The organism is Nocardia sp. NBC_01499 (assembly GCF_045040275.1).
Taxonomy (GTDB): Bacteria; Actinomycetota; Actinomycetes; order Mycobacteriales; family Mycobacteriaceae; genus Nocardia.
This window is the reverse complement of record NZ_CP109426.1, coordinates 6,995,146-7,016,171: the sequence shown is the minus strand read 5'-3', so window position 1 is coordinate 7,016,171 and position 21,026 is coordinate 6,995,146. Positions and strand designations below refer to the sequence as shown.

Annotated in this window: 21 protein-coding genes; 15 read left to right on the top strand and 6 right to left on the bottom strand. The window is 66.0% G+C overall.

All coding sequences use genetic code 11. The features are described 5' to 3' along the window. Positions 1-46: 46 nt before the first annotated feature. Complete coding sequence (locus OG203_RS32125) at positions 47-1,642, top strand: adenylate/guanylate cyclase domain-containing protein (RefSeq protein ID WP_405160977.1); 1,596 nt, start codon at positions 47-49, stop codon at positions 1,640-1,642. A gap of 328 nt (positions 1,643-1,970) precedes the next feature. On the opposite strand, the gene OG203_RS32120 is transcribed toward OG203_RS32125, so the two are convergent. Beyond that, a complete protein-coding gene (locus OG203_RS32120) occupies positions 1,971-4,019 on the bottom strand; it encodes a thioredoxin domain-containing protein (protein WP_405160976.1) in 2,049 nt (682 codons plus the stop codon). Between the two features lie 49 nt (positions 4,020-4,068). Between OG203_RS32120 and OG203_RS32115 the strand changes: the two genes are divergently transcribed. Further along, complete coding sequence (locus OG203_RS32115; protein ID WP_405160975.1) at positions 4,069-5,535, top strand: helicase-related protein; 1,467 nt, start codon at positions 4,069-4,071, stop codon at positions 5,533-5,535. Then, positions 5,457-5,987: a type I restriction-modification enzyme R subunit C-terminal domain-containing protein gene (locus OG203_RS32110; protein ID WP_405168069.1), complete on the top strand. Its 531-nt coding sequence runs from the start codon at positions 5,457-5,459 to the stop codon at positions 5,985-5,987. The genes OG203_RS32115 and OG203_RS32110 overlap by 79 nt, the downstream gene beginning before the upstream one ends. Before the next feature lie 113 nt (positions 5,988-6,100). Here the strand turns inward: OG203_RS32110 and OG203_RS32105 are convergent, their stop codons facing one another. The 4 genes from OG203_RS32105 to OG203_RS32090 form a co-directional block, all read right to left on the bottom strand. Beyond that, positions 6,101-7,168, bottom strand: a complete 1,068-nt coding sequence (locus tag OG203_RS32105; protein ID WP_405160974.1) for a virulence RhuM family protein — start codon at positions 7,166-7,168, stop codon at positions 6,101-6,103. A gap of 1,016 nt (positions 7,169-8,184) precedes the next feature. Continuing rightward, complete coding sequence (locus OG203_RS32100; RefSeq protein WP_405160973.1) at positions 8,185-8,724, bottom strand: SMI1/KNR4 family protein; 540 nt, start codon at positions 8,722-8,724, stop codon at positions 8,185-8,187. 33 nt (positions 8,725-8,757) lie between these two features. Further along, positions 8,758-8,901, bottom strand: a complete 144-nt coding sequence (locus tag OG203_RS32095) for a hypothetical protein (RefSeq protein ID WP_405168068.1) — start codon at positions 8,899-8,901, stop codon at positions 8,758-8,760. 190 nt (positions 8,902-9,091) lie between these two features. Then, positions 9,092-9,697 carry a TetR family transcriptional regulator gene (locus tag OG203_RS32090; RefSeq protein WP_405160972.1) on the bottom strand — a complete coding sequence of 202 codons (606 nt, stop codon included), beginning with the start codon at positions 9,695-9,697 and terminating at the stop codon, positions 9,092-9,094. A gap of 84 nt (positions 9,698-9,781) precedes the next feature. On the opposite strand from OG203_RS32090, the gene OG203_RS32085 reads away from it, so the two are divergent. The 12 genes from OG203_RS32085 (at position 9,782) to OG203_RS32030 (ending at position 20,428) form a co-directional block, all read left to right on the top strand. Beyond that, positions 9,782-10,255: an SRPBCC family protein gene (locus tag OG203_RS32085; protein ID WP_405160971.1), complete on the top strand. Its 474-nt coding sequence runs from the start codon at positions 9,782-9,784 to the stop codon at positions 10,253-10,255. A gap of 107 nt (positions 10,256-10,362) precedes the next feature. After that, the gene (locus OG203_RS32080) at positions 10,363-10,824 is read left to right on the top strand and encodes a PPOX class F420-dependent oxidoreductase (RefSeq protein ID WP_405160970.1); all 462 of its coding nucleotides are present in this window, start codon (positions 10,363-10,365) and stop codon (positions 10,822-10,824) included. 66 nt (positions 10,825-10,890) lie between these two features. Continuing rightward, positions 10,891-11,292, top strand: a complete 402-nt coding sequence (locus OG203_RS32075; protein ID WP_405160969.1) for a hypothetical protein — start codon at positions 10,891-10,893, stop codon at positions 11,290-11,292. Positions 11,293-11,448: 156 nt separating this feature from the next. Further along, positions 11,449-12,480: an AfsA-related hotdog domain-containing protein gene (locus OG203_RS32070; RefSeq protein WP_405160968.1), complete on the top strand. Its 1,032-nt coding sequence runs from the start codon at positions 11,449-11,451 to the stop codon at positions 12,478-12,480. After that, positions 12,477-13,526 (top strand): beta-ketoacyl-ACP synthase III, encoded by a 1,050-nt coding sequence (locus OG203_RS32065; RefSeq protein WP_405160967.1) that lies wholly within the window; start codon positions 12,477-12,479, stop codon positions 13,524-13,526. The genes OG203_RS32070 and OG203_RS32065 overlap by 4 nt, the downstream gene beginning before the upstream one ends. Then, the gene (locus OG203_RS32060; protein ID WP_405160966.1) at positions 13,523-13,783 is read left to right on the top strand and encodes an acyl carrier protein; all 261 of its coding nucleotides are present in this window, start codon (positions 13,523-13,525) and stop codon (positions 13,781-13,783) included. Before OG203_RS32065 ends, OG203_RS32060 begins: the two co-directional genes overlap by 4 nt. After that, positions 13,780-15,003, top strand: a complete 1,224-nt coding sequence (locus tag OG203_RS32055) for a beta-ketoacyl-[acyl-carrier-protein] synthase family protein (protein ID WP_405160965.1) — start codon at positions 13,780-13,782, stop codon at positions 15,001-15,003. The genes OG203_RS32060 and OG203_RS32055 overlap by 4 nt, the downstream gene beginning before the upstream one ends. A 36-nt stretch (positions 15,004-15,039) precedes the next feature. Then, positions 15,040-16,044 carry an aldo/keto reductase gene (locus OG203_RS32050; protein WP_405160964.1) on the top strand — a complete coding sequence of 335 codons (1,005 nt, stop codon included), beginning with the start codon at positions 15,040-15,042 and terminating at the stop codon, positions 16,042-16,044. Between the two features lie 20 nt (positions 16,045-16,064). Beyond that, entirely contained in the window at positions 16,065-16,751 is a 687-nt protein-coding gene (locus OG203_RS32045) for an HAD family hydrolase (protein ID WP_405160963.1), read from the top strand. After that, positions 16,748-17,788, top strand: coding sequence for a ketoacyl-ACP synthase III family protein (locus OG203_RS32040; RefSeq protein WP_405160962.1), 1,041 nt, complete (start codon positions 16,748-16,750; stop codon positions 17,786-17,788). The genes OG203_RS32045 and OG203_RS32040 overlap by 4 nt, the downstream gene beginning before the upstream one ends. A gap of 34 nt (positions 17,789-17,822) precedes the next feature. Then, positions 17,823-18,863 (top strand): ketoacyl-ACP synthase III family protein, encoded by a 1,041-nt coding sequence (locus OG203_RS32035; RefSeq protein WP_405160961.1) that lies wholly within the window; start codon positions 17,823-17,825, stop codon positions 18,861-18,863. Further along, a complete protein-coding gene (locus OG203_RS32030; RefSeq protein WP_405160960.1) occupies positions 18,860-20,428 on the top strand; it encodes an FAD-dependent monooxygenase in 1,569 nt (522 codons plus the stop codon). The genes OG203_RS32035 and OG203_RS32030 overlap by 4 nt, the downstream gene beginning before the upstream one ends. Here the strand turns inward: OG203_RS32030 and OG203_RS32025 are convergent. Then, entirely contained in the window at positions 20,423-20,968 is a 546-nt protein-coding gene (locus OG203_RS32025) for a cysteine hydrolase family protein (protein WP_405160959.1), read from the bottom strand. The two genes, OG203_RS32030 and OG203_RS32025, sit on opposite strands and share 6 nt — an antisense overlap. Positions 20,969-21,026 lie beyond the last annotated feature (58 nt).

The window sequence follows — 21,026 nt, the reverse complement described above, 5'->3', positions numbered from 1 at the left end:
CTGTCGTTCGCGGCGTCGGGCAGACCGGCGTGAATGTGCGAACGCCATGATCGCCAAGCTGGTCATCTGGGCGCTCAAAGCCCGCGCGGGTCTCGCGGCGGTGGTGATCACCGCCAATCTCAGCGGCCTTGCCGTCATCATCACCGAGCTGTGGCTCAGCGGGTCGCTCAGCAGGCTCGGCTCGGACTGGATACGACACATCGCACTGGCAGGCATCTATCCGACGCTCGGCTTCCTGGCCGGGGTCGTGCTCGCGGTCCGGGATCGGTCCCACCATTTCGGCTGGCTCGATCAGGGACGTAAACCGACCGAGGAGGAAGCGCGGCAACTACTGCGACTGCCGATCAGCATCACCATGCGCGCGTCCGCGGTGTGGATCACCGGCGTCATCGTGGCCACCGTGTCGCTCATGCGCTTGGCACCGGGCAACGACCCGGCGGTGCTGGCGTCATTGTTCACCTTCGGTGGGATCGAATCGGTGGGGCTGACCTTCCTCATCGTTGACCGGCTGATCCGGCCGACCATTCCGATCGTCGCCGCGGTGCTCGGGCCGACCATGCACTGGAGTTCCTCGGTGCTGGTCCGGGTCGTGGTGAGCTGGGCGGTGGCCGCGGCGTTGCCGCTATTGATGCTGATCGTGGTGCTCGGCAATCCGGTGGCGGACCCGAGCGATCGCGTGCGAACCGCGATCCTGCTCTCGGTGGTCGGTCTCGGCGTCGGCGCACTCGCCACCGCCTTCCTGGCCCGCGCGGTGGCCACGCCGATGCGCACGTTGCGCCGAGCGCTGGATCGGATCACCGGCGGCGATCTCGACGTGCACGTCGCGGTGGGCAGCACCAGCGAGATCGGGCGGTTGGAGAACTCGGTCAACGAGCTGGTGGCGAATCTGCTTGAGCGCCAACGGATGCGGGATGTGTTCGGCAGGCACGTCGGCACCGAGGTGGCCGAGCGCGCGCTGGCCGGTGGGCTCGACCTGACCGGTGACGTGCGGATGGTGACCGCGCTGTTCGTCGACGTGACCGGGTCGGTCGAGCTGTCCACCGGGCTGGCGCCCGAGGAGTTCGTCGCCAAGCTGAACCGGCTGCTGGCAACCGTCGTCGCCGCCACCGAGGAGAACAACGGCCTGGTCAACAAGTTCGAGGGCGACGCGGCGCTGTGCATCTTCGGCGCACCGATCGCCTTGCGCGACAACGCGACTCCCGCCCTGCGCGCGGCCCGCCGGATCCGCGACGAAGTGGTCGCGGCGGGTGAACTCGACATCGGCATCGGTGTCGCGCACGGCCCGGTCTTCGCGGGCGATATCGGCTCCGACACCCGGCTCGAGTACACCGTCATCGGCGACGCCGTCAACGAGGCAGCCCGCCTCACCACCGAGGCCAAAGAGGTCCCGCGCCGAATCCTGGTGAGCGGCTCCGCCATCGAAGACTCGGCACCGCACGAACGCGCGAAATGGACGCTCTACCAAACGATCCTGCTGCGCGGCATGAAGAAACCGACGGCCTGCTGGACCGACCTCGACGAGCGCGCGGCCGACCCGAGCGCGAACGGTGCGCAAATCGCCGCACCGAGCGGCACCGCCGATCCGACGACAGACCGCAGCGGTGTAGCCGAACTCCGCACCGCCGCAACGGAAACCGACTGATGGCCCTCCCCTCGCCCAGAACAGCGCCAGCTATCGCCGCTCCGAGGCTGCTCAGCCGTGGTCGCTTATCGGTAGCGGGGTGCGGCGGCGGGCTCACCACGAAGCAGCGCCTAGATGCGCTCCAAGGCCGCGCACAGCTCGGCCGTAGTCAAGGCCGCGCACAGCTCGGCCGTAGTCGCCACCGGCAAGTCACAGACCGAGCCGCCGCAGACGTAGGCGGCGGGCGGCCCCGCCCTGGCCGCGTCACAGACTGGCGGCTGTGGACTCGGGAGCGGCGCAGGACCAACCGTGCCTGGACGCACGCCGCGGACTTGCAACGCGGCTGCGCCTACGTCCGCTCCAAGGCTGCGCGCAGCTCGGCCGTAGTCGCTACCGGAAGATCACAGACCGAGCCGCGGCAGACGTAGGCGGCGGGCTCGCCGCCCAGTAGTGGGCGGTCGGCAAGCAGGGGAACCGAGTTCGGTGGGGCGGCGAGGATTACCGAGCCGCCGGGGGCGGTGGCACGGGCGGTGGCGAGCAGTTCGGTTGCCCTGCTGGGTGATTCGGTGGCGATGGCGATCTGGAGGGGGCCGCGCAGGGCTGCCTCGGCGACCGTGAGCCACTGGCCCGCGGAGCGCGGGGCGCGAGCCAGGACGACCGCGCCGCGCTGGAGGGTCTGTTCGGCCAGTGCGAAGTAGGGGACGGCGCGGTCGGGGTCGCTGGCGGCCGCCGCGGTGAGCAGTGCCTCGGCGAGGGAGGACGCACCGGCGGGGGTGGCGCCGTCGACGGGATCACGGGGGCGAGTGACCAGGGTTTCGGCGTCGTCGGCGGTGTCGTACCAGCTGCCGGGAATGCCGGGGTCGGCGAAGTGCTGAATCGAGGTGTCCAGCAAGCGTTGTGCGTCGTCGAGCCAGCTGAGTTCGCCGGTGGCCTGATGCAGGGCGAGCAGGCCGGTGACGAGCCAGGCATAGTCCTCGAGCACGCCGGGTGACGTTCCCGCCGTGCCGTTCAGCGAGGCGCGGCGCACGCGGCCGTCGATCACGTGCTCGGACAACAGGAATCGCGCGCAGCGCACCGCGGCCGATATCCAGTCGTCTTCACCGAGCGCGGCTCCCGCCTCGGCCAATGCCGTGATCGCCATGCCGTTCCACGCGGTGACCACCTTGTCGTCGCGGTCCGGTTGCGGTCGCCCGTCGCGAGTCTTGCGCAGGGCAGCGCGGATTCGTTCGAGCCGATCGCTGTCGGCGGGTGCGGGGTCGGCGTATCGGGTGAGCACCGAGGTGCCCTGTTCGAAGTTCCCACCGGTCGTCACACCGAAAAACTCTGCGGCCCAAGCACCGTCGATCGGCCCGAGTTCGCCGACCAGCTCGGCAGGGGTCCAGACATAGGTCGCACCCTCCACCCCCGGCTCACCTGGTTCGAGATGGGTGTCCGCGTCGAGGGCCGAGGCGAAGCCGCCCTGCTCGGTACCCAGATCGTCGAGCAGGAACTGAACGGTCTCACGAGTCACCCTGTGCGCCAGCGATTCCGGCTGATCCGCTGCCGCGCGCCGCGCCAAATGCCCATAGGCGCGCAGCAATTGGGCGTTGTCATAGAGCATCTTCTCGAAATGCGGTATCACCCAGGCGGGATCGACGGAGTAACGCGCGAAACCGCCACGCAACTGGTCATAGATCCCGCCACGCGCCATCGCCTCGGTCGTCCGCGTCACCGCCGCGAGCACGGCCGAATCGCCGGTACGCTCCCAACTGCGCAGCAGCCCCTCCAACAGCGCCGACGGCGGAAACTTCGGCGCCCCACCAAATCCCGCGTGCTCGGGATCCTCATCCCGCAACACCGCGGCGACCGCATGGTCGAGCAGTTCCACACCGATCACCAGATCCGAGTCAGGCAGCCCCGCCGCTTGAGCCTGCAACGCCTCGGTCACCTGCGCGGACGCCTTGTGCACCTCATCGCGCCGCTGCTGCCACGTCTCGGTGATCGCGGTGAGCAACTGCGTAAACGACGGCATCCCCCCACGCGGCAACTTCGGATAGTAGGTCCCGCAGTAAAACGGCTCCCCCGCCGGAGTAAGAAAGCAGGTCATCGGCCACCCACCCTGCCCCGTCATCGCAACGGTGGCATTCATATACACCGCATCCAGATCAGGCCGCTCCTGCCGATCCACCTTCACACAAACAAAGTTCGCGTTCATCAACTCCGCAGTCGCCACATCCTCGAACGACTCATGCGCCATCACATGACACCAGTGGCAGCTCGCGTACCCCACCGACAGCAGTATCGGCACATCCCGCTCCCGCGCCTCCGCCAAAGCCTGCCCATCCCACTCCTGCCAGTGCACCGGATTCTCCGCATGCTGCCGCAGGTAGGGCGAGGTCGCGTTCCCGAGCCGATTCATCCCTCCACGGTCTCACAATCCGAATCCGCGGGTCTGCAGGCGATCGACGGTGACGAACTCGCCGACGACTTCGACCTGGGGCGTCGAGGTCCCGCCGTCACCGACCGACAACTACGACCTCGACGACGCCGTAGCCGAAAAGAACCTGGTGCCGCCCCTTGTCGTAGACGTGCCGTTGAAGTTCCAGCGATCCGGCATCAAGTACGACGAGCTCTCCGACGAGGAGCAGGAGCAGTGGGAGGCGGCGGACTGGTCCGCCGACGACGACGGCGTCCCCGACGAGGTCGCCGCCGACGACCTCAACAAGTTCCTGTTCAACGCCGACACTGTCGACAAGATGCTGGAAGCCGTGATGACCGAAGGTCTCAAGGTCGACACCGGCGAGCACATCGGCAAGACGATCGTCTTCGCGCGCAACACACTGCGCGCCAAGCTCATCGCCGAACGCTTCGATTTGAATTACCCACACTATCGCGGCACGTTCGCGAGCATCATCACCAGCCAGGCCGACAATGCGCAGAGCCTCATCGACAAGTTCGAAATGCCAGGCAGCGCACCGTATCTCGCCATCTCAGTTGACATGCTGGATACCGGTCTGGACGTGCCCGCCGTGGTGAACCTGGTGTTCGCCAAGATGGTCCGCTCCAAGACCAAGTTCTGGCAGATGCTCGGCCGCGGCACCCGGCGCTGCGATAATCTATATGGCCCAGGGGAGAACAAGACCGGATTCGTAGTGTTCGACCTGTGCCAGAACGTCGAATACTTCAACCAGAACCTGCCCACCGCCGAGGGACGCGCCACGATCTCGCTACGCGAGAAGCTGTTCCAACGACGCGCGGACCTGCTGCTGGAGCTGGACCGGCTACAGGACCCCGGCGAAACTCCGGCCGAGATCCCCGACGGCGAACCGCAGAGCGTCTGCGATGTCCGCTGGCAAGTCGCGCAGACCTTGCATCAGCAGGTCGCGGGAATGAATCCGAACGGCATTGAAGTCGGACGCAAGCTGCGGCAAGTCGAGGCATTCACCGACACCGCCGCCTGGCAGCGCATCACACCCGAGATGCGCACCGAACTCGACCAGATCGCCGGGCTGCCCACCGAATTCATCGAGGACGGCAACAGCCCGCAGGCCAAGCGCTTCGACTACCTGCTGCTGCGCCTGCAATACGCGAGCCTTACCGGCGAGCCCGGCTTTCCGGCATTGAAAACCAGGTGCAAGAGGTCGCAGCCGAGCTGCTCAGCCCGAGCTTGCAAAATATTCCAGCCGTCGCAAGACACCACGCCCTGCTGGAAGACGTCTGCTCCGACGCCTGGTGGGAAGACGTCACTCTCCCCATGCTGGAGACGCTGCGCCGGCGCCTGCGCACCCTTGTCTCCAACATCACCCCGGCCCGACGCAGCCCCGTTTACACCGACTTCGAGGACGAGCTCGGCCAGCTGCGTATTCAGGAACTCACCGCGCTCACCGGGATTCGCGGCAAGGCACGATTCGAAGCCAAGGTCCGCGCCTACCTGACCGAGCACTACGACCAGATCGCCGTACAGAAGATCCGGCGTAACAGGCAGATCACCACGATGGACGTGGCCTTCCTGGAGAGGATCTTCATCGCGGAAGGATGCGGCACCGTCGAGGACGTGGAACTCGCCAAATCGGAGCATGATGGTCAGCTGGGGCTGTTCCTGCGGGCGGTTGCGGGTCTCGATGAAGAGGCAGCTGTGGCCGCCTTCGACGAATTTCAGTCGGGCCGTACACTTTCGGCGAACCAGCTGGACTTCTTACGGCTGTTGGTCAAGGTGATCAGCAAGAACGGCGTGGTCGACGTCGGAGCACTCTACGATCCCCCATTCAGTGGCCTGGCACCACGTGGTCCCGAGGAGCTGTTCTCCCAGAGCGACCTCGACGCGATGGAAGAGGTACTGACCCACCTGCGTGGCACGGCGATCCCGCTCGACACGCAGACCGCCTGATCTATCCGCCAGCTCCCAAGAACCAACCGATACATCTGCCACCGACCGGTCAGATGATGGCTCCGCAGTCGCAACCTGCGGTCATGGCCGCAGGTTGCGAACCTGTACGTCAGTTATTCCGAACGCTTCTCGATCTCACGCTGCACGGCCTCGAGGACCTCGACGTCGTCAGCCTCGTCCTCGATCTGTCGACGGCGCAGGTCGAACTCCTCGTAGCGTTCCGCGGAGATTCGCTTAGCCTCCTCGGCCGAGATGACACCCGCGTTCCGCAGCACGCCGCGCTCGTAGAACTGGAGGAAGCGGTCGGTCTGCGTCACCCAGTCCGCCATTGTGATCTGCTCGCGCCGCGCGGCTCGATCCTCGGCGAAGTCGAGGAACATTGTGGTGAGCCGGTTGAGGTCCCCGATTTCCTTCTCCGCCAAGTAGTTCTTCGCGATGTCCACGTCACCCTTGCGGACGATGCTGCCCTTCCAACTGGTCAGACCCATGTTCGGCTCGTTTACGTCGCAGCGGTTCACGATAACTTCCGCCGCTGTGTGGCCGGACACCGCGAACAGCAGCTTGTTCTGGATCGTCTTGAAGAACGTCTGCGCGACAGCGACTTTCGGGTCGTAATCGACGCTGGACGCAGAGAAGACCTCTTTCACCTTCTGGTAGAACCGCTTCTCCGAGGCGCGGATGTCCCGGATCCGGGCAAGCAGTTCGTCGAAATAGTCCACGCCCTGCGGATCCTTCAGCCGGGCGTCGTTCATCGCGAAACCCTTGATCAGGTACTCGCGCAGCACGGTCGTGGCCCAGCGCCGGAACTGCACGCCCCGCGGCGAACGAACACGGTAGCCGACGGCGAGGATGACATCGAGGTTGTAGTGCTCGATCTCGCGCTCGACCTCGCGCTCGCCTTCCGAACGAACTATTCGGAATTTCCGAATAGTTGCCTCCATCACACACTCGCCGTCGGCATAGATGGTCTTGATGTGCTCATTGATGGTCGGCACACTCTTGTCGAACAGATCCGACATCGCGCGCTGCGTCAGCCACACAGTGCTGTCGACAGTACGGAGCTGAACTTCGGTGCGGCCGTCCTCGGTGTTGTACACGACGAACTCACCCGGGACGACAGCGGCAATCCGAGCATCCGGGTCCCCCGTAGCGCCTGCATCGGCGTCGAAGTCTTCTTCCATCCTGATATTTCTCCTGCTTTCGGAAGGCAGATACACCGAGAGAGCTGCCAACAGGAGAAACCCGACAGACCCACAACCTGAACACTGAACTCGTCAGTAGGTTGTCGTAGCATGTGGGGACAATCAGAAACGTCCGCCAAGACAAATCCGAAGCCCTGCTGGAGTCCACCTCTGGCAGGGCCTCGGCGTATCCGGGGACCGGCATTCGCGGTCCCGCCGCAATCGTAGGCGGCACGACCGACACTTAACCGTACCTGCGCGACGGGCTGGACAGATACCACATATATCGCCACCGCCGACACAGTCGAACAGTCCGTGCTGCTGGAGTTCCTACGACCACGGCACCGCACCGTGCTGGTCACCACTCGCGCCGACGGCACCTCCCAGCCCTCTAGTAGGTGACCTAGGATCTCGAACACTCGAAGGTGGGCGAGTGTCTTTGTTCAGCATCGGGTTCGGGCCCGGCAGACCCAACACTTTTACTCGGGTGTGACCACCCACTCACGCCACACGTATTCGTCTTGCACATCGATAGTAGTGTTTTCTGCAAAGAGTTTCACGCCATGACCGGGAACATACGATGCCGCCAATATATCCAGATTATGCGTAAGTATCATTGGAACGTCTGGACGGGATGCCATGAGCTCATCAAATATTCGACTCGACTCAGCCCTTAAGATATTTCGATCGCATCTGATCTGAAAAACAATACGATAGGCGTCGGGGGCTGACAGCTCCCAGCCATTATCATGCATTTCATTGTAAATATTCCAATAAACAGGCCCTCCGACAAATCCGCTCCCAAATTTCGAAGGCCTACTAACGTATAACCCACCGTCGTCTTCGTGCGTACCAACATTGCCGTCGAGGACACGCGCAATCTCTCGAGCCTCAGCCTCCGGCGAGCTCTTTGTCGCAAAATATATCAACTCGGATTCGGACACTGAACATAACCCTTTCCGTAAGTGACCATGGAACCGTCTCCCGAGATGGTTTGCTGCCGGCGGGTGCGTCGGTCACGGCTCGGCGACCTCGGCGATGGCCTCGTCGAGACCGATGGTGATGCCCCGTGATTCGAACTGCGCCCAGGCGTAGATGTCGTCGAAGGGAGTGTCTTCACCGGATTGGCAGTCGTAGCACCGACTGGACTGTTCACGAGTCGAGGTGGGGAAAGCGGCCACAACAAAGCGGGACGTGGAGTTGTCGTGTGCGATCAGGACGAACCTGTGACCGTCGGGAGCTTTCGTTGCATCGCGTCCTTCGCTGGCGAAATATTCAGCGATCGCGTCGTTGTTGATGCCCCACAGGTCGCTGACAGCGAGATCGTTGGTGCCGTACAGATGGCTGCTGCCGAATACCGGCCAGCCGTTGCAGGTGCGCAGCAGATCCCGGTAGGCGTCGTCGAACAAGACGCCCAACCGTTGCTCAGACGCAGAGATATCGGCATCAGTGGCGGGCGGGTTCGGTGGTGCGGATCGCCACGGTTCCGCACGCAATGTCGCTGCGCGTTCTTGCAATTGAGCAAGGGTCGCAACGAGCTGACTCCAGTTCCGCACCGCACCTCCTCAGTTTCCCGCCGTCCGTCCCGACTATTCACGGTTCTTGGCTCCGAACAGGCGGTCGTAGGTTGCGACGGCGCGTTGGCGTAGTTGTTCGTCGCCGAGTCCACCAGCCTCGGCCCGCAGCTGCGGATCGGAAACGTAGTCTTCGACATCAGCGAACAGCGAGTCCAGGAGGTCGAAATCGCTGGGGTGTCATTTGACCACCACCCAACTTTCCTCGCTGCAATATGTTGGCCGCGTCGGTTGCGGACAGCAGCAACACCTTGCGTTTCGGCGGACGCGCGACGGGACCAGCTGATCCGACTCGAGTTCGGTTGCGCCCGAACGGTGTTGCGACGAACTCGATCGGGCACGACGTTGTCTAGCCGGTCGCCGCGAGGCCGGCGCCGACGTGGTCCAGCATTGCGCGCACCGCGGCGATCCGGGCTGCCGCGGGTTTGTCTACCTGCCAGTAGTGGACGGCGGTTCCGAGGGTGGTGACCGCGACGTTGATCACGAGCATGATCTCCGGCTCGGACAGGTGGGGATGACGTTCGAGCCCCCAGGTGCGCAGGTCGATCACCAGCCGGTCGGTCATCGGCCGGGCGGCTCGGGACAGCGTGGGTGAGCCGGACTTCAGGCGCAGATGAACGACGATCTCCGCTTCGAACTCGTCGAGGTAGCCGAGGATGATACCCACCATCGAATCCCACAGCGGCTCATGCGGCGGCCGTTGCTCCATCAGTCGGCGCTGGACCTCGGCCTCGTGCGGGCCGTAGGTGACGACGACCGCATCCTTGCTTTCGAAGTAGTTGAAGAAGGTCCCACGTGCGACGTTGGCCGCGGCGGCGATCTCATCGACGGTCACCGCGTCGAACCCGCGCTCTTCGAACAGGGTCAGGGCCGCGGCGCGGATGGTCCGCCAGGTCTGCGCCCTCTTACGGGCTCGCAGCCCCACTTCGGGCGGGTTGCCGACTTCGGTGTCCATATCACGAGCATAGTCACAATGTTCACCAAAATTGTACTTAGTTCATGTTTACACTCAGTACAACAATCGAGTACCTTGCCCTGCATGCGAACGATCGAAGCAGTCGTGGACATTCCGGCGGATCCACAGCGGGTATGGGACGTGCTGACCGACTTCCCGCGCTATCCGACATGGACGACCTACATCCAAGACCTCCAAGGACGCGCCGAGGTCGGCCAGCGGTTGCGAGTCACCCTGGGACCGCCCGACCGAAAGCCCTACGTCGTGCACTCGCCCATCCTCGAGGCGACACCGGGTGTGCGACTGGCGTGGGCGGCGGTGATTCCCGGTGCCGCCTGGCTGCCCCATGCGATCTACACCGGCGTTCACGAGTTCGTGCTTACCGAATTACCCGACGGCGGCACGAGATTGACGCACCGCGAGCACTTCAGCGGGCTGCTGGCCCGGCTGACCAAGGAAGGACCGGCTGGCGGAGATGAGGGGTTCGAAGCCTTCAATCAGGCATTGAAACGCCGCGTGGAAGCCCTGACCGCCCAAGCAGATGAAGTGCCGCGATGACCGCCTGAACCTGCACCGGGTCGTCCAGATCTGTTGGTGGAGCTGCGTGATCTTGTGGAACGCGCTGTGACATTGGTCGACCGTTGGTGCGGTGTCAGGATGGACAGATGCCACGTATCGCCACCGCCGACACAGTCGAACAGTCCGCGCTGCTGGAGTTCCTACGACCACGGCACCGCGCCGTACTGGTCACCACTCGCGCCGACGGCACACCGCAACTCTCCCCGGTGACCTGTGGGCTCGACTCGCAGGGCTGCATCGCCATCTCCACCTACCCGACCCGAGCCAAAACCCATAACGCCCGCCGCAACCCGCAGGTGTCGCTCTGCGTCCTCTCCGACGATTGGAACGGCCCCTACGTTCAGGTCGACGGGCGAGCCGAAGTCCTGGATATGCCTGAGGCCCTCGACGGCCTCATCGACTACTTTCGCTGCATCTCGGGCGAGCATCCCGACTGGAACGAATATCGCGAGGCAATGGTCCGCCAGAACAAGTCACTGATCCGCGTCCACATCGATCGCTGGGGACCGATCGCCACCGGCGGATTCCCGCCCGCTACCGACGCCTGAGTGAGTCAGATCCGAGGCTGATGCTGCGGCACAGCCTCGGGTAGGTAGTCCGCCGCGGCCGCCGTGTTGGAACAGGTGCCGCTGAAGACATTCAAGCTCACCGGCACCTCGCAAATACATCGGGAATGCGAATACATCGCCGCCGAGTTCGGCATCGGCCAATTGTCGGAAGCGGGCGGAGATTACGCACTGAATCGACAGGGCGCGATCATCTTCTTCAGCCTGAGCCAGCCGGGCAGGTGCGCGAAAGCACCTGTCGCGGCTGACTTCTCGAGCATCCCCGGCGTGCTGGAGGTCGCGATCAACGCCGCTTCCGGCAAGGAGTACCCGGCAACAAGCTCACTGCTCGACGCACTGGACCTGGGCCTGGCGTTCATCGACGCGGCGAACGCTGCCGAACTGGATGAACGGTGCCTCGAGACGAGAACCACGTTCGACTCGGCATTCACCAGCACCGTAAGGGTGTGAAACCGGGGGTCTGCGCCGTCAGGGGACGGCGCAGACCCCGATCGATGCAGGCCCGCTCCTCGAAAATCGTCCTGACCAGCGCCGAAAGCGCCATGACAGCGAAATGTAAGGCGCTGCCAACAACCTTGGTCAGGTACTGATTGCGAGGAGTTCATCGTGCTAGCAACCACTGAGAAAGAAACGGCAAGCGTGTTGCCGCAGCTCAGTTACCGCCGGACCGTCGACCGCGCACTGCTGCATCGCCGCGCGGCGTCCGAGGTGTTCATCACCGACGGCCGGGCGGCGGCCGGTGACGGTTACGCGGTGGCGGCCAAGCTGCCGACGGCCCATCCGTACTACGGCGACCATCTGGCCGGCTCGGCGCTCGTCGATCCGGTGCTGCTCCTGGAGTGCTGCAGGCAGGCCGAGACCTACAGCGGCCACGTCTTCGAGGGGGTCGACGCGGATCAGAAGTTCATTCTGCGGTCGTGGTCGATGTGGCTGCCCGGACTGGTCGCGCCGACGGTTCGGCAGACGTCGACGCACCTGTCCATGCTCGTGACGACACGCAGGCGACGCACCGACGGGCGCGCGCCGCGGACGCTCGGCTACGACATCACGATGACGCTCGGCGAACAGGTGATCGGCGGGGTCACCATCGAGGTCGGGTATCTGTCCAGCAGTGCCTACGCCCATCTGCGCGGCAGCGGGCGCACCGGCGCTCCGGTGCTGTCGACCGAGGCCGTCGCCACCCCGGCCACCGTCGCACCCGAACTGGTCGGCCGCACGAACCCGGCGAATGTCCTGCTTCGGGATCCGGTGCTGCGCGACGGCGGGGCGCGGGCCACGGTCCGGCTCGCGGTCGATAACCGGAGCATGTTCGACCACCCGCAGGACCACCTGCCCGGCATGGTGCTGACCGACGCGGCACAGCAGCTGTGCCTGCTGGCGGGCCGGGCACTGTTCGGCGACGCACCAGCCCGCACGGCGATGGTCGGTTTCGACCTCGCATTCTCCAAATACGCCGAACTGGACGCGCCGACCGAGGTCGTCGTCCATCCACACGATCACGGCCGCCCCGGCCTGACCCCCGGCACCCGCACCTATCTGGTGGTCTTCCACCAGCGCGGCAACGTGATCGCGAGCGGGCGGCTGTCGACCGCGCGGCTGCCCGAATCCGCCGACGCCCGGATCGCCGGTGCGGCATGACCCGCGCCGCCGTCCTCGCCGGCCTCGGCGCGGCGCTGCCGCCGCACCTGGTCACCAATGCGGACCTGGCCGACGTGCTTGCCACCTCGGACGACTGGATTCGCACCCGAACCGGAATCGCCACCCGCTACGTCATCGAACCAGGTTCTGCCACCTCGGATCTGGCGGTCGAGGCCGGACAGCGCGCACTCGCGTCGGCGGACACCCACCGGGTGGATCTGGTCGTCCTCGCGACGAGCACGCCCGACCATCCCTGTCCGGCAACGGCTCCCGCCGTTGCCTGGCGGCTCGGCCTCGGCGGGGTGCCCGCCTTCGACATCGCCGCCGTCTGCAGCGGATTCGTCTACGCCCTCGCGGTGGCCGCCGGACAGATCGCGCTGGGAATCACCCAGCGGGCCTTGGTGATCGGTGCCGACACCTTCTCCACCATCATCGACCCGGCCGACCGGACCACCCGCGCGATCTTCGGCGATGCCGCGGGCGCGGTGGTGCTGCGGGCGGGCGAGCGGGACGAACCGGGTGCACTGCTCGGTTTCGACCTCGGCAGCGACGGCGAGCACGCCGACCTGATCACGGTGCCCGCAGGCGGCTCGCGGGAGCGGTCGACGCCGCACTCGGTCGCCGCGGCGAAGCGCTACTTCACGATGCAGGGCAGGGACGTCTTCTACCGCGCCGTCGTGAGCATGACCGAGTCCGCCACATCTGTTCTGAAACAAACGAACTGGAGCATCGACCAGGTCGACCGCCTGGTCGCGCATCAAGCGAATCTACGGATCCTGCACTCGGTCGCCGACCAATTGGGCATGGATCACGACTCGGTCGTGGTGAACCTCGACCGAGTCGGCAATACAGTCGCCGCCTCGATTCCACTTGCCCTGGCCGATGCCGTCCTGGGTGCAACGTTGCGCGAGGGCCACCGTGTGGTCCTCAGTGGCTTCGGCGGCGGTCTGACCTGGGGTTCGACGGCACTGCGCTGGCCAGATGTGGCCGTCGCACCGTTTTACCCGGAATACCAAGAGAAACAATACGGAGGGAAAACGAAATGACCACCACAGAACGCGCAATGACCACCGCCGCACGCATCTGCCGCCTGCTCGACGAGAAGTTCGGCGTGCCGGTGCTGCAGTTCAGCGAGCAGATCACCTTTGAGCAATTGGAGGTCGACTCGCTGACCCTCGTCGAGTTCGCCCTTGCCCTCAAGAAGGAATTCGGCATCACCCTCAACGAGGCGGAGCGCGATCCCTCGTACTCGATCATCGAGATGGCAACGCTCGTGGATGCGAAGACCGCCGAATTACGATGAGCCGCTTCGATATAGCGATCACCGGCATGGGCCTGGCCACCGCGGCGGGGATCGGGGTCGCGGCCAACTGGGCGCGCATCTGCGCCGGGGCGCCGGCCGCGCGCACCGATCCGACGCTGGCCGGGCAGCCGGTCGACTTCTCCTGCCGGGTACCGGAATTCGACGCGAACGAACTGTTCGGCCGTCAGCTGGCATGGCGGCTCGACCGGTTCGTGCAACTGGCGATGATCGCCGCGCGGGAGGCCGTCACCGGCTCGGGCCACGACACCGCGGCCTGGGACGGCACCAGAGTCGGTGTCGTGATCGGCAATTCGCTCGGCGGCACCGCAACCTTCGAGGCCCAGCACCGGGTCTTTCAGGACAGCGGAGCCGAAGACGTTTCGCCGCTGATGATCCCGATGGGGATGGTCAATATGGTGACCGGATACGTGGCGATGGACTGCGGTGCGCTCGGCCCGAGCCTGACCACCGCGACGGCCTGCGCTTCGGGTGCGACCGCGATCGGGGTGGCTCGCGGACTGCTCGACTCACAGGTGTGTGATGTGGTCATCGCCGGTGGCACCGAGTCCGCGCTGAGCCCGGCGACGATGGCCGCACTGCATCAGATGGGCGCGCTGTCGAAGCGCCGCGACGATCCCGCGACCGCGTCGCGCCCGTTCGATGTGAGCCGGGATGGGTTCGTCGCGGCGGAAGGCGCCGGCATGGTGGTGCTGGAACGCGCTGCCGACGCCCGTGCTCGCGGCGCCCGAATCCACGCTCTGATAACAGGTTTCGGCTCGGCCAGCGACATCCATCACGCCACCGCCCCTGATCCACAGGGCGCGGGCCTCGAGCGGGCGGTGCGGGCAGCGTTGCTCGACGCACAGCTCGACGCGGCGGATATCGCCTACGTCAACGCACACGGCACCTCGACCCCGATCAACGACGCCGTCGAGGCGCGCGCCCTGACCAGGCTCTTCGGCACCGACGCCGCGGTGACCTCGACCAAGGGCATCACCGGCCACCCACTGGCCGGCGCGGGCGCGATCGAGGCGATCTACACCGCACTGACCATCCAGCACGCCACGGTGCCGCCGACGGTGAACCTGCGTGATATCGACCCCGAAATCAACCTGGACCTGGTCACCGGCGCGCAACGCGGCATGCGGGTGAAGGCCGCGGTCAGCACCTCACTCGGGTTCGGCGGTAACAACGCGGCACTGGTACTCACCGCGGCTTGACGACACACGGACACGACGACCAAAAGGGAAAGACCTTTGTTGACAAGGACATTGGGAACGACGGGACCACAGGTCGGGGCGCTCGGCCTCGGCTGCATGGGGATGAGCCGGGCCGCCCGGGCGTCAGCGCGGGACGACGACCGGTCGGCCGAGACTATCCGGACCGCTCTCGACTTGGGCATGACCCTTGTGGACACCGCGGACTGTTACGGCGACGGGCACAATGAGGAGCTCGTCGGCCGCGCGATCGCCGGTCGCCGATCCGAGGTCGTGATCGCCACCAAGGTGGGATTGGTGGTGGACGATCCGCAGACCAAGCAGGTGCACCGGGACGGTTCACCCGAGCATGTCGAGGCGGCGGTCGATGCCAGCCTGCGCCGGCTCGGCATCGACACCATCGACCTGTGCTACTTGCACCGCATCGATCCTGCCGTGCCGTTGGCCGAGACCTGGGCCGCGATGGCCGCACTGGTCACCGCGGGCAAGGTGCGCCGGTTGGGGCTGTCCGAGGTCACCGTCGCCGAAGCCGACCAGGCCCAGCACATCCACCCGGTGACCGCGATCCAGTCCGAGCTGTCCCTGTGGACCAAGGCTCCACTGGTCCGAACATCCAGTGCTGGAACACTTTCCGGCAGCAACGGGCACTCCGGCGACAGCGTGGTCGGCTGGTGTGCGGCGCAGGGCGCGGCGTTCGTGGCCTCCGCCCCGCTCGGCCAGGGCTTCCTGTCGGGCACGGTATCGGTGCCGCACTTCGATACCTCGGACCTGCGCGCGACGATGCCGCGGTTCCAACGGGGTGCGCTCATGGCGAACCTGCGGATCGTCGATGTGATCCGCGCGGTCGCGGACCGGGTAGCAGCGACCCCGGCCCAGATCGCCCTGGCCTGGGTGCTCGCGCAAGGCGATCACGTCATCGCGATCCCCGGCACGAAGAACCCGCGATATGTGCGGGAGAACGCCGCTGCCGCACGGATAGCACTGTGCGAGGACGACCTGACCATGCTGGCCGAGGTCCCGGACCCGGTCGGCGGTCGCTACTGAATCAGCAAGGGGGCCAACATATGTCACCAAGACCAGCGTCGATAGTCTTCGCCGACGTCGACCAGACCCTGATCACCGGCAAGAGCATGATCAGCTTTCTCGAATACCACCTCGACCGGACCGAGCCCGGCGGATTCGCCCGCGCGATGGCCGAACTGGACCGCCTGGCCGCCGCTGGGATGTCGAGGGAGGCGAGTAATCGGGCCTACTACCGATTCTTCGCCGGACAGCGCGTCGAGCAGGTGCTGCGGCACGGCCGCGAGTGGTTCGACATCCAGCTTGCCACGGGCGATCTCTTCCATCGGCCCGCGATGGAGCTCTGCCGGGACCAGCAGCGCCGTGGCGCGCGACTCGCCCTGGTATCCGGATCGTTCGAACCGTGCCTGCGGCCGATCGCCGACCATCTCGGCGCCGACTGGCTGCTGTGCGGTGGGCCGGAGATCGACGGCGGCCGGTACCAGGATCGGCTGCGCCCCACGGTCATCGACGCGGGCAAGGCGACCGTGGTCAACGACCTGCTTGCCCGCACCGGCGTCGCCGCGGCGGACTGCCTCGCGCTCGGGGATCACAGCTCGGATCTGGCGATGCTGTGCGCGGCGGGAGCCGCGGTGGTCGTCGGCGACGATCCCGTACTGCGGGCCGAAGCGGCGGTGCGCGGCTGGCACAGCTTGCCGGGACCGGCGCTGGCCGCGGCGGTACGGATATGAAACTCGGTGCGGGACTGGGGATCCGGTCGGTCACGACCTGGCTGCCTGACACCCTCGAAACAGCCGACGCCGCCGTGGCGCATGGTCAGCTGACGGACGAGGAGTTGACCGACGGTGCCATCGCGGCACTGCCCGTGTCGCACGACCTCGCCGCGCCGGAGATGGCCGTGCTTGCCGCACGGCGGGCGCTGGACACCAGCGGAATCGATCCCGCCACAATCGGTCTGGTCGTCCATTCGTGGATTCACCATCAGGGCCACGATTTCTGGTCGCCCGCGCACTACGTCGCGCATAGTCTGGGCGCGGTCACGGCGGAAGCTGTTGGCGTCCAGGCGATGTGCAACGGCGGTGGCGCGGCACTGGAACTCGGGGCCGCCCGGTTGCTGGCGGACCCGGACACGAACCTGGTGCTCGCGACGACCGCCGATCGCTTCCACGACTCCTCGTTCGACCGCTGGGCCGGTGACTTCGGCGTGTACTACGGCGACGGCGCGACCGCCGTCCTGCTCGGCCGCCGCGACGACGCGCGCGACGAACTCACCCTGCTCGCGCTGACCACGGCGACCGTCTCCGGGGCGGAGTCGCTGCATCGCGGAGCGGACGCGTTCAGCCAGGCACCACGCCAGCACAGCGCACGAATCGACGTGCGCCGCACCAAGAAAGCGTATCTGGAACGGTTCGGTGTCGAGGACTTCCAGCGCGACGTGCACGCCGCCCTGCGGCATGCGGTCAGCACCGCGCTCGACGATGCGGGCTTGTCGCCGCAGGACGCCAGGATCACCCACCTCACCCTGCCGCGCATCGGCATGAAGGTGCGCCGCTCGACCTACTACGACGCACTGGACGGGTTCACCGCGGCCAGGATCCTCGAACTCGGCGAGAAGACCGGCCATCTCGGCGCGGGCGACCTCGCCGCCAATTGCGCCGAACTCGGCGGACTCCTGGAGTCCGGCGATATCGCGCTATCCATCAGTGCCGGTGGCGGATTCGGCTTCACCTGCGCTGTCGTGCAGCGCCCCGCCGAGCCGACGGCTTGACCGGCATCGGTCTCGAAAAGATTGGAAGGAAATCATGAAACTCGGTACAGGATTGGGGATCCGGGCGGTCACGACCTGGCTGCCCGACACCCTCGAAACGGCCGACGCCGCCGTGGCGCGTGGGCTGGTGACCGACCAGGACCTCGCCGACTCGGGTATCGCGGCCGTGCCCGTCTCCGATGAGCTCGCGGCGCCGGAAATGGCGGTGCTCGCCGCGCGCCGGGCGCTGGAGTCGGCTGACATCGACGGCACCGCAATCGATCTGGGGATCCACTCGTGGATTCACCATCAGGGGCACGACTTCTGGTCGCCCGCGCATTACATCGTGCACGCACTGGGGGCGGAGTCGGCGGACGCCGTCGGCGTGCAGGTCATGTGTAACGGTGGTGGCGCCGTGCTGGAACTCGGGGCCGCCCGGTTGCTGGCGGACCCGGACACGGACCTGGTGCTCGCGACGACCGCTGATCGCTTCCACGACACCGGTTTCGACCGCTGGGCCGGGGATTACGGCGTGTACTACGGCGACGGCGCGACCGCGGTCCTGCTCGGCCGTCGCGATGACGCGCGCGACGAACTCACCTTGCTCGCGCTGTCCATTCAGACCATCTCGTGGGCGGAAGCGCTGCACCGGGGCGACGACGCGTTCGCTCCGGCGCCACGCTGGCACAGCTCGCGCGTCAACGCGCGCCGCACCAAGAAGGCGTACCTGGAGCAGTTCGGTGGCGAGGGCTTCAAAGGCGCGGCCCACGAGGCGATCCGCACCATGGTCACCACCGCGTTGGCCGATGCGGGGCTGTCGCCGCACGATCCACGGATCAGGTATCTCACCGTCCCCCGCGTCTGGATGAAGACCCGCCGCGACGTGTACTACCAGGCACTCGACGGGCTCACCGGCGGCACGATCCTCGATCTGGGTGAGAAGACCGGCCATCTCGGCGCCGGTGACCTCGCCGCCAATTGCGCGGAGCTGACCGGCCTGCTCGATTCCGGTGAGATCGCGATCTCGATGTGCTCCGGCGGCGGCTTCGGCTTCACCGCGGCCGTCGTCCAGCGCCCCGCGGAGCGCACTGTATGACGCCGGATGGCAGGCCAGTTCTGGTGGTCGGCGGCGGTCCGGTCGGTCTCGCCGCCGCCACCGAACTGCTGCGCCGGGGTGTGCCGGTCCAGTGCGTCGACAAGGCGGACGGGCCGTCGACGCTGACGAAGGCGCTCGCGGTGTGGCCGCGCGCGCTGGAACTGTTCCGCCGAGTGGGCGGTGCGGACGAGATTCGGCTGCACGCCAAGCCTTTTCACTCGATGAACTACTACTCCGAGGGCCGCCGCGTCGCGCAGGTCGGTTTCACCGGCCGGACTCGGCCGGTCGTGCTGCCGCAGCCCGAGATCGAGTCGCTGTTGACCGGCGCGCTCAGCCGAGCGGGCGGTGCGGTGCAATGGCGCACCGAGCTCACGGCGCTCGATGCCACCGAAGACGGTGTCAAGGCGCGGTTGCGGCTGCCGAATGGCGCGGAGGTCACCGAGGAATTCTCCTTCGTCATCGGCTGCGACGGCGCGAGCAGCACGGTGCGGAAATTGATGGGCATCGAATTCGAGGGCGCCACCTATCCCGCCACCTTCGTTGTCGCCGATGTCGGGCTCACCGGCGCACCTCGCCACGATGCGAGCCACTTCTATTGTTCGGCGCGCGGCATTCTGGTGATATCCGGATTGCCGTCGGGCCGATATCGGGTATTCACTTCCGCGCCACCGGATCTCGACGGCGATTCCGTTTCGCTCGAACTGGTTCAGCGACTTGTCGACGAGCGTGGCCCCGGTGGTGTGATACTGCACAGCCCCACCTGGCTGAGTGCGTTTTCCGTGCACGCGCGCCATGCACAGCACCTCCGCTCCGGGCGCGTGCTGCTGGCCGGTGACTCGGCACACGCGCACAGCCCAGCAGGCGGGCAGGGCCTCAATACCGGTGTGCTGGACAGCCAGAATCTCGCCTGGAAAATCGCATTGATCTGGCACGGATACGGAAACAGCGAACTGCTCGACACTTATGCGACAGAGCGTGCGGAAGTGGCTCGCGCTGTCGTACGGCAGGCCGACAGACAAACCAGGGCCTGGTTACTTCGGAAACGCGCACACGTGCTGGCGCGTGATGTTCTGCTGCGCGCCGCGTCCACACTGCGACTGCCGGAACTGATCTTTGTACCGGCGCTCGCCGGATTGCGTGTGCGGTATCGGTCGGCGCACGGTATCGGCCGACGACAGTTCGCCGGATTCCGGACGGGCGCACTCGTACCCGACCGCCTGATCAAGGATGAAAGTACCGGGCGCGCAATGACATTGCGCGACGCACTCACCGATCTGCGCTTTACCCTGCTGCTCAGTCACGACGCATCGGGTCCGGAGGCCACTCGGCTCGTTGCCCGGCTCCGGGCGCGCGTGCCAGATCTGGTGGAGCTGCGTACCCTGGGCACCGATGCGGTCCTGCGATCCGGGTCACCGCGGCCGCGACACCAGCCGGGGCGCCGGTCGTTCGTGGTTCTCGTGCGCCCCGACCAGCACATTGCCGCCGTATGCGACGCAAGCCACGCGGAGCACATCATCGACGTGCTGGCGACGCTGTTGCGACCGGCGATCGGTCACGAGTTATGACAAAGAAACGGCGGCGGCGGTGAGCACGACAACGCCCTCGGATTTCATCTTGGCGAGCGCGGCCTCGTGCTCTTCGTCGCTACCGGCACCGGTCGCGTCACTGATCACCGCGGCGTGGAATCCCCTCTGCACGGCCGAGATCGCGGTGACGCCGACACCGTGCGGGGTGGCAATTCCGGCGATGATCAGCGAATCGGCGCCGTAGTCATTTCGAAGAATGTCCTCGAGGCCGCGTCCGTCCGCCGCAGTGCCCTCGAATGCGTCGAGCCCATTCTTGGTGATCAATACCTTTGCGGCAGCGGGAGAGATTTGCGGTACGAGACGATTCTCGGGGGCGTCTTCGCCGCCGTCGGCGCCGTCCTCGCGCAGATACCGAACGGGAATCACCGGTATGCCCGCCGCGGCACAGGCAGCAACCAGGCGAGCGCACTCATGCACGATCTCGGCTCCCGTGCGCGGAACCAGGGATAGGTCGACGATCCACTCCTGCAGGTCAACCACGAGCAGGGCGGTGCTTGGCGCGCTCTGAGAGGTTTGCATGGCTGTTACTCTAACTGACTTGGCGCACAAGCGAACTCGTGATCGAAACCGATCGGTT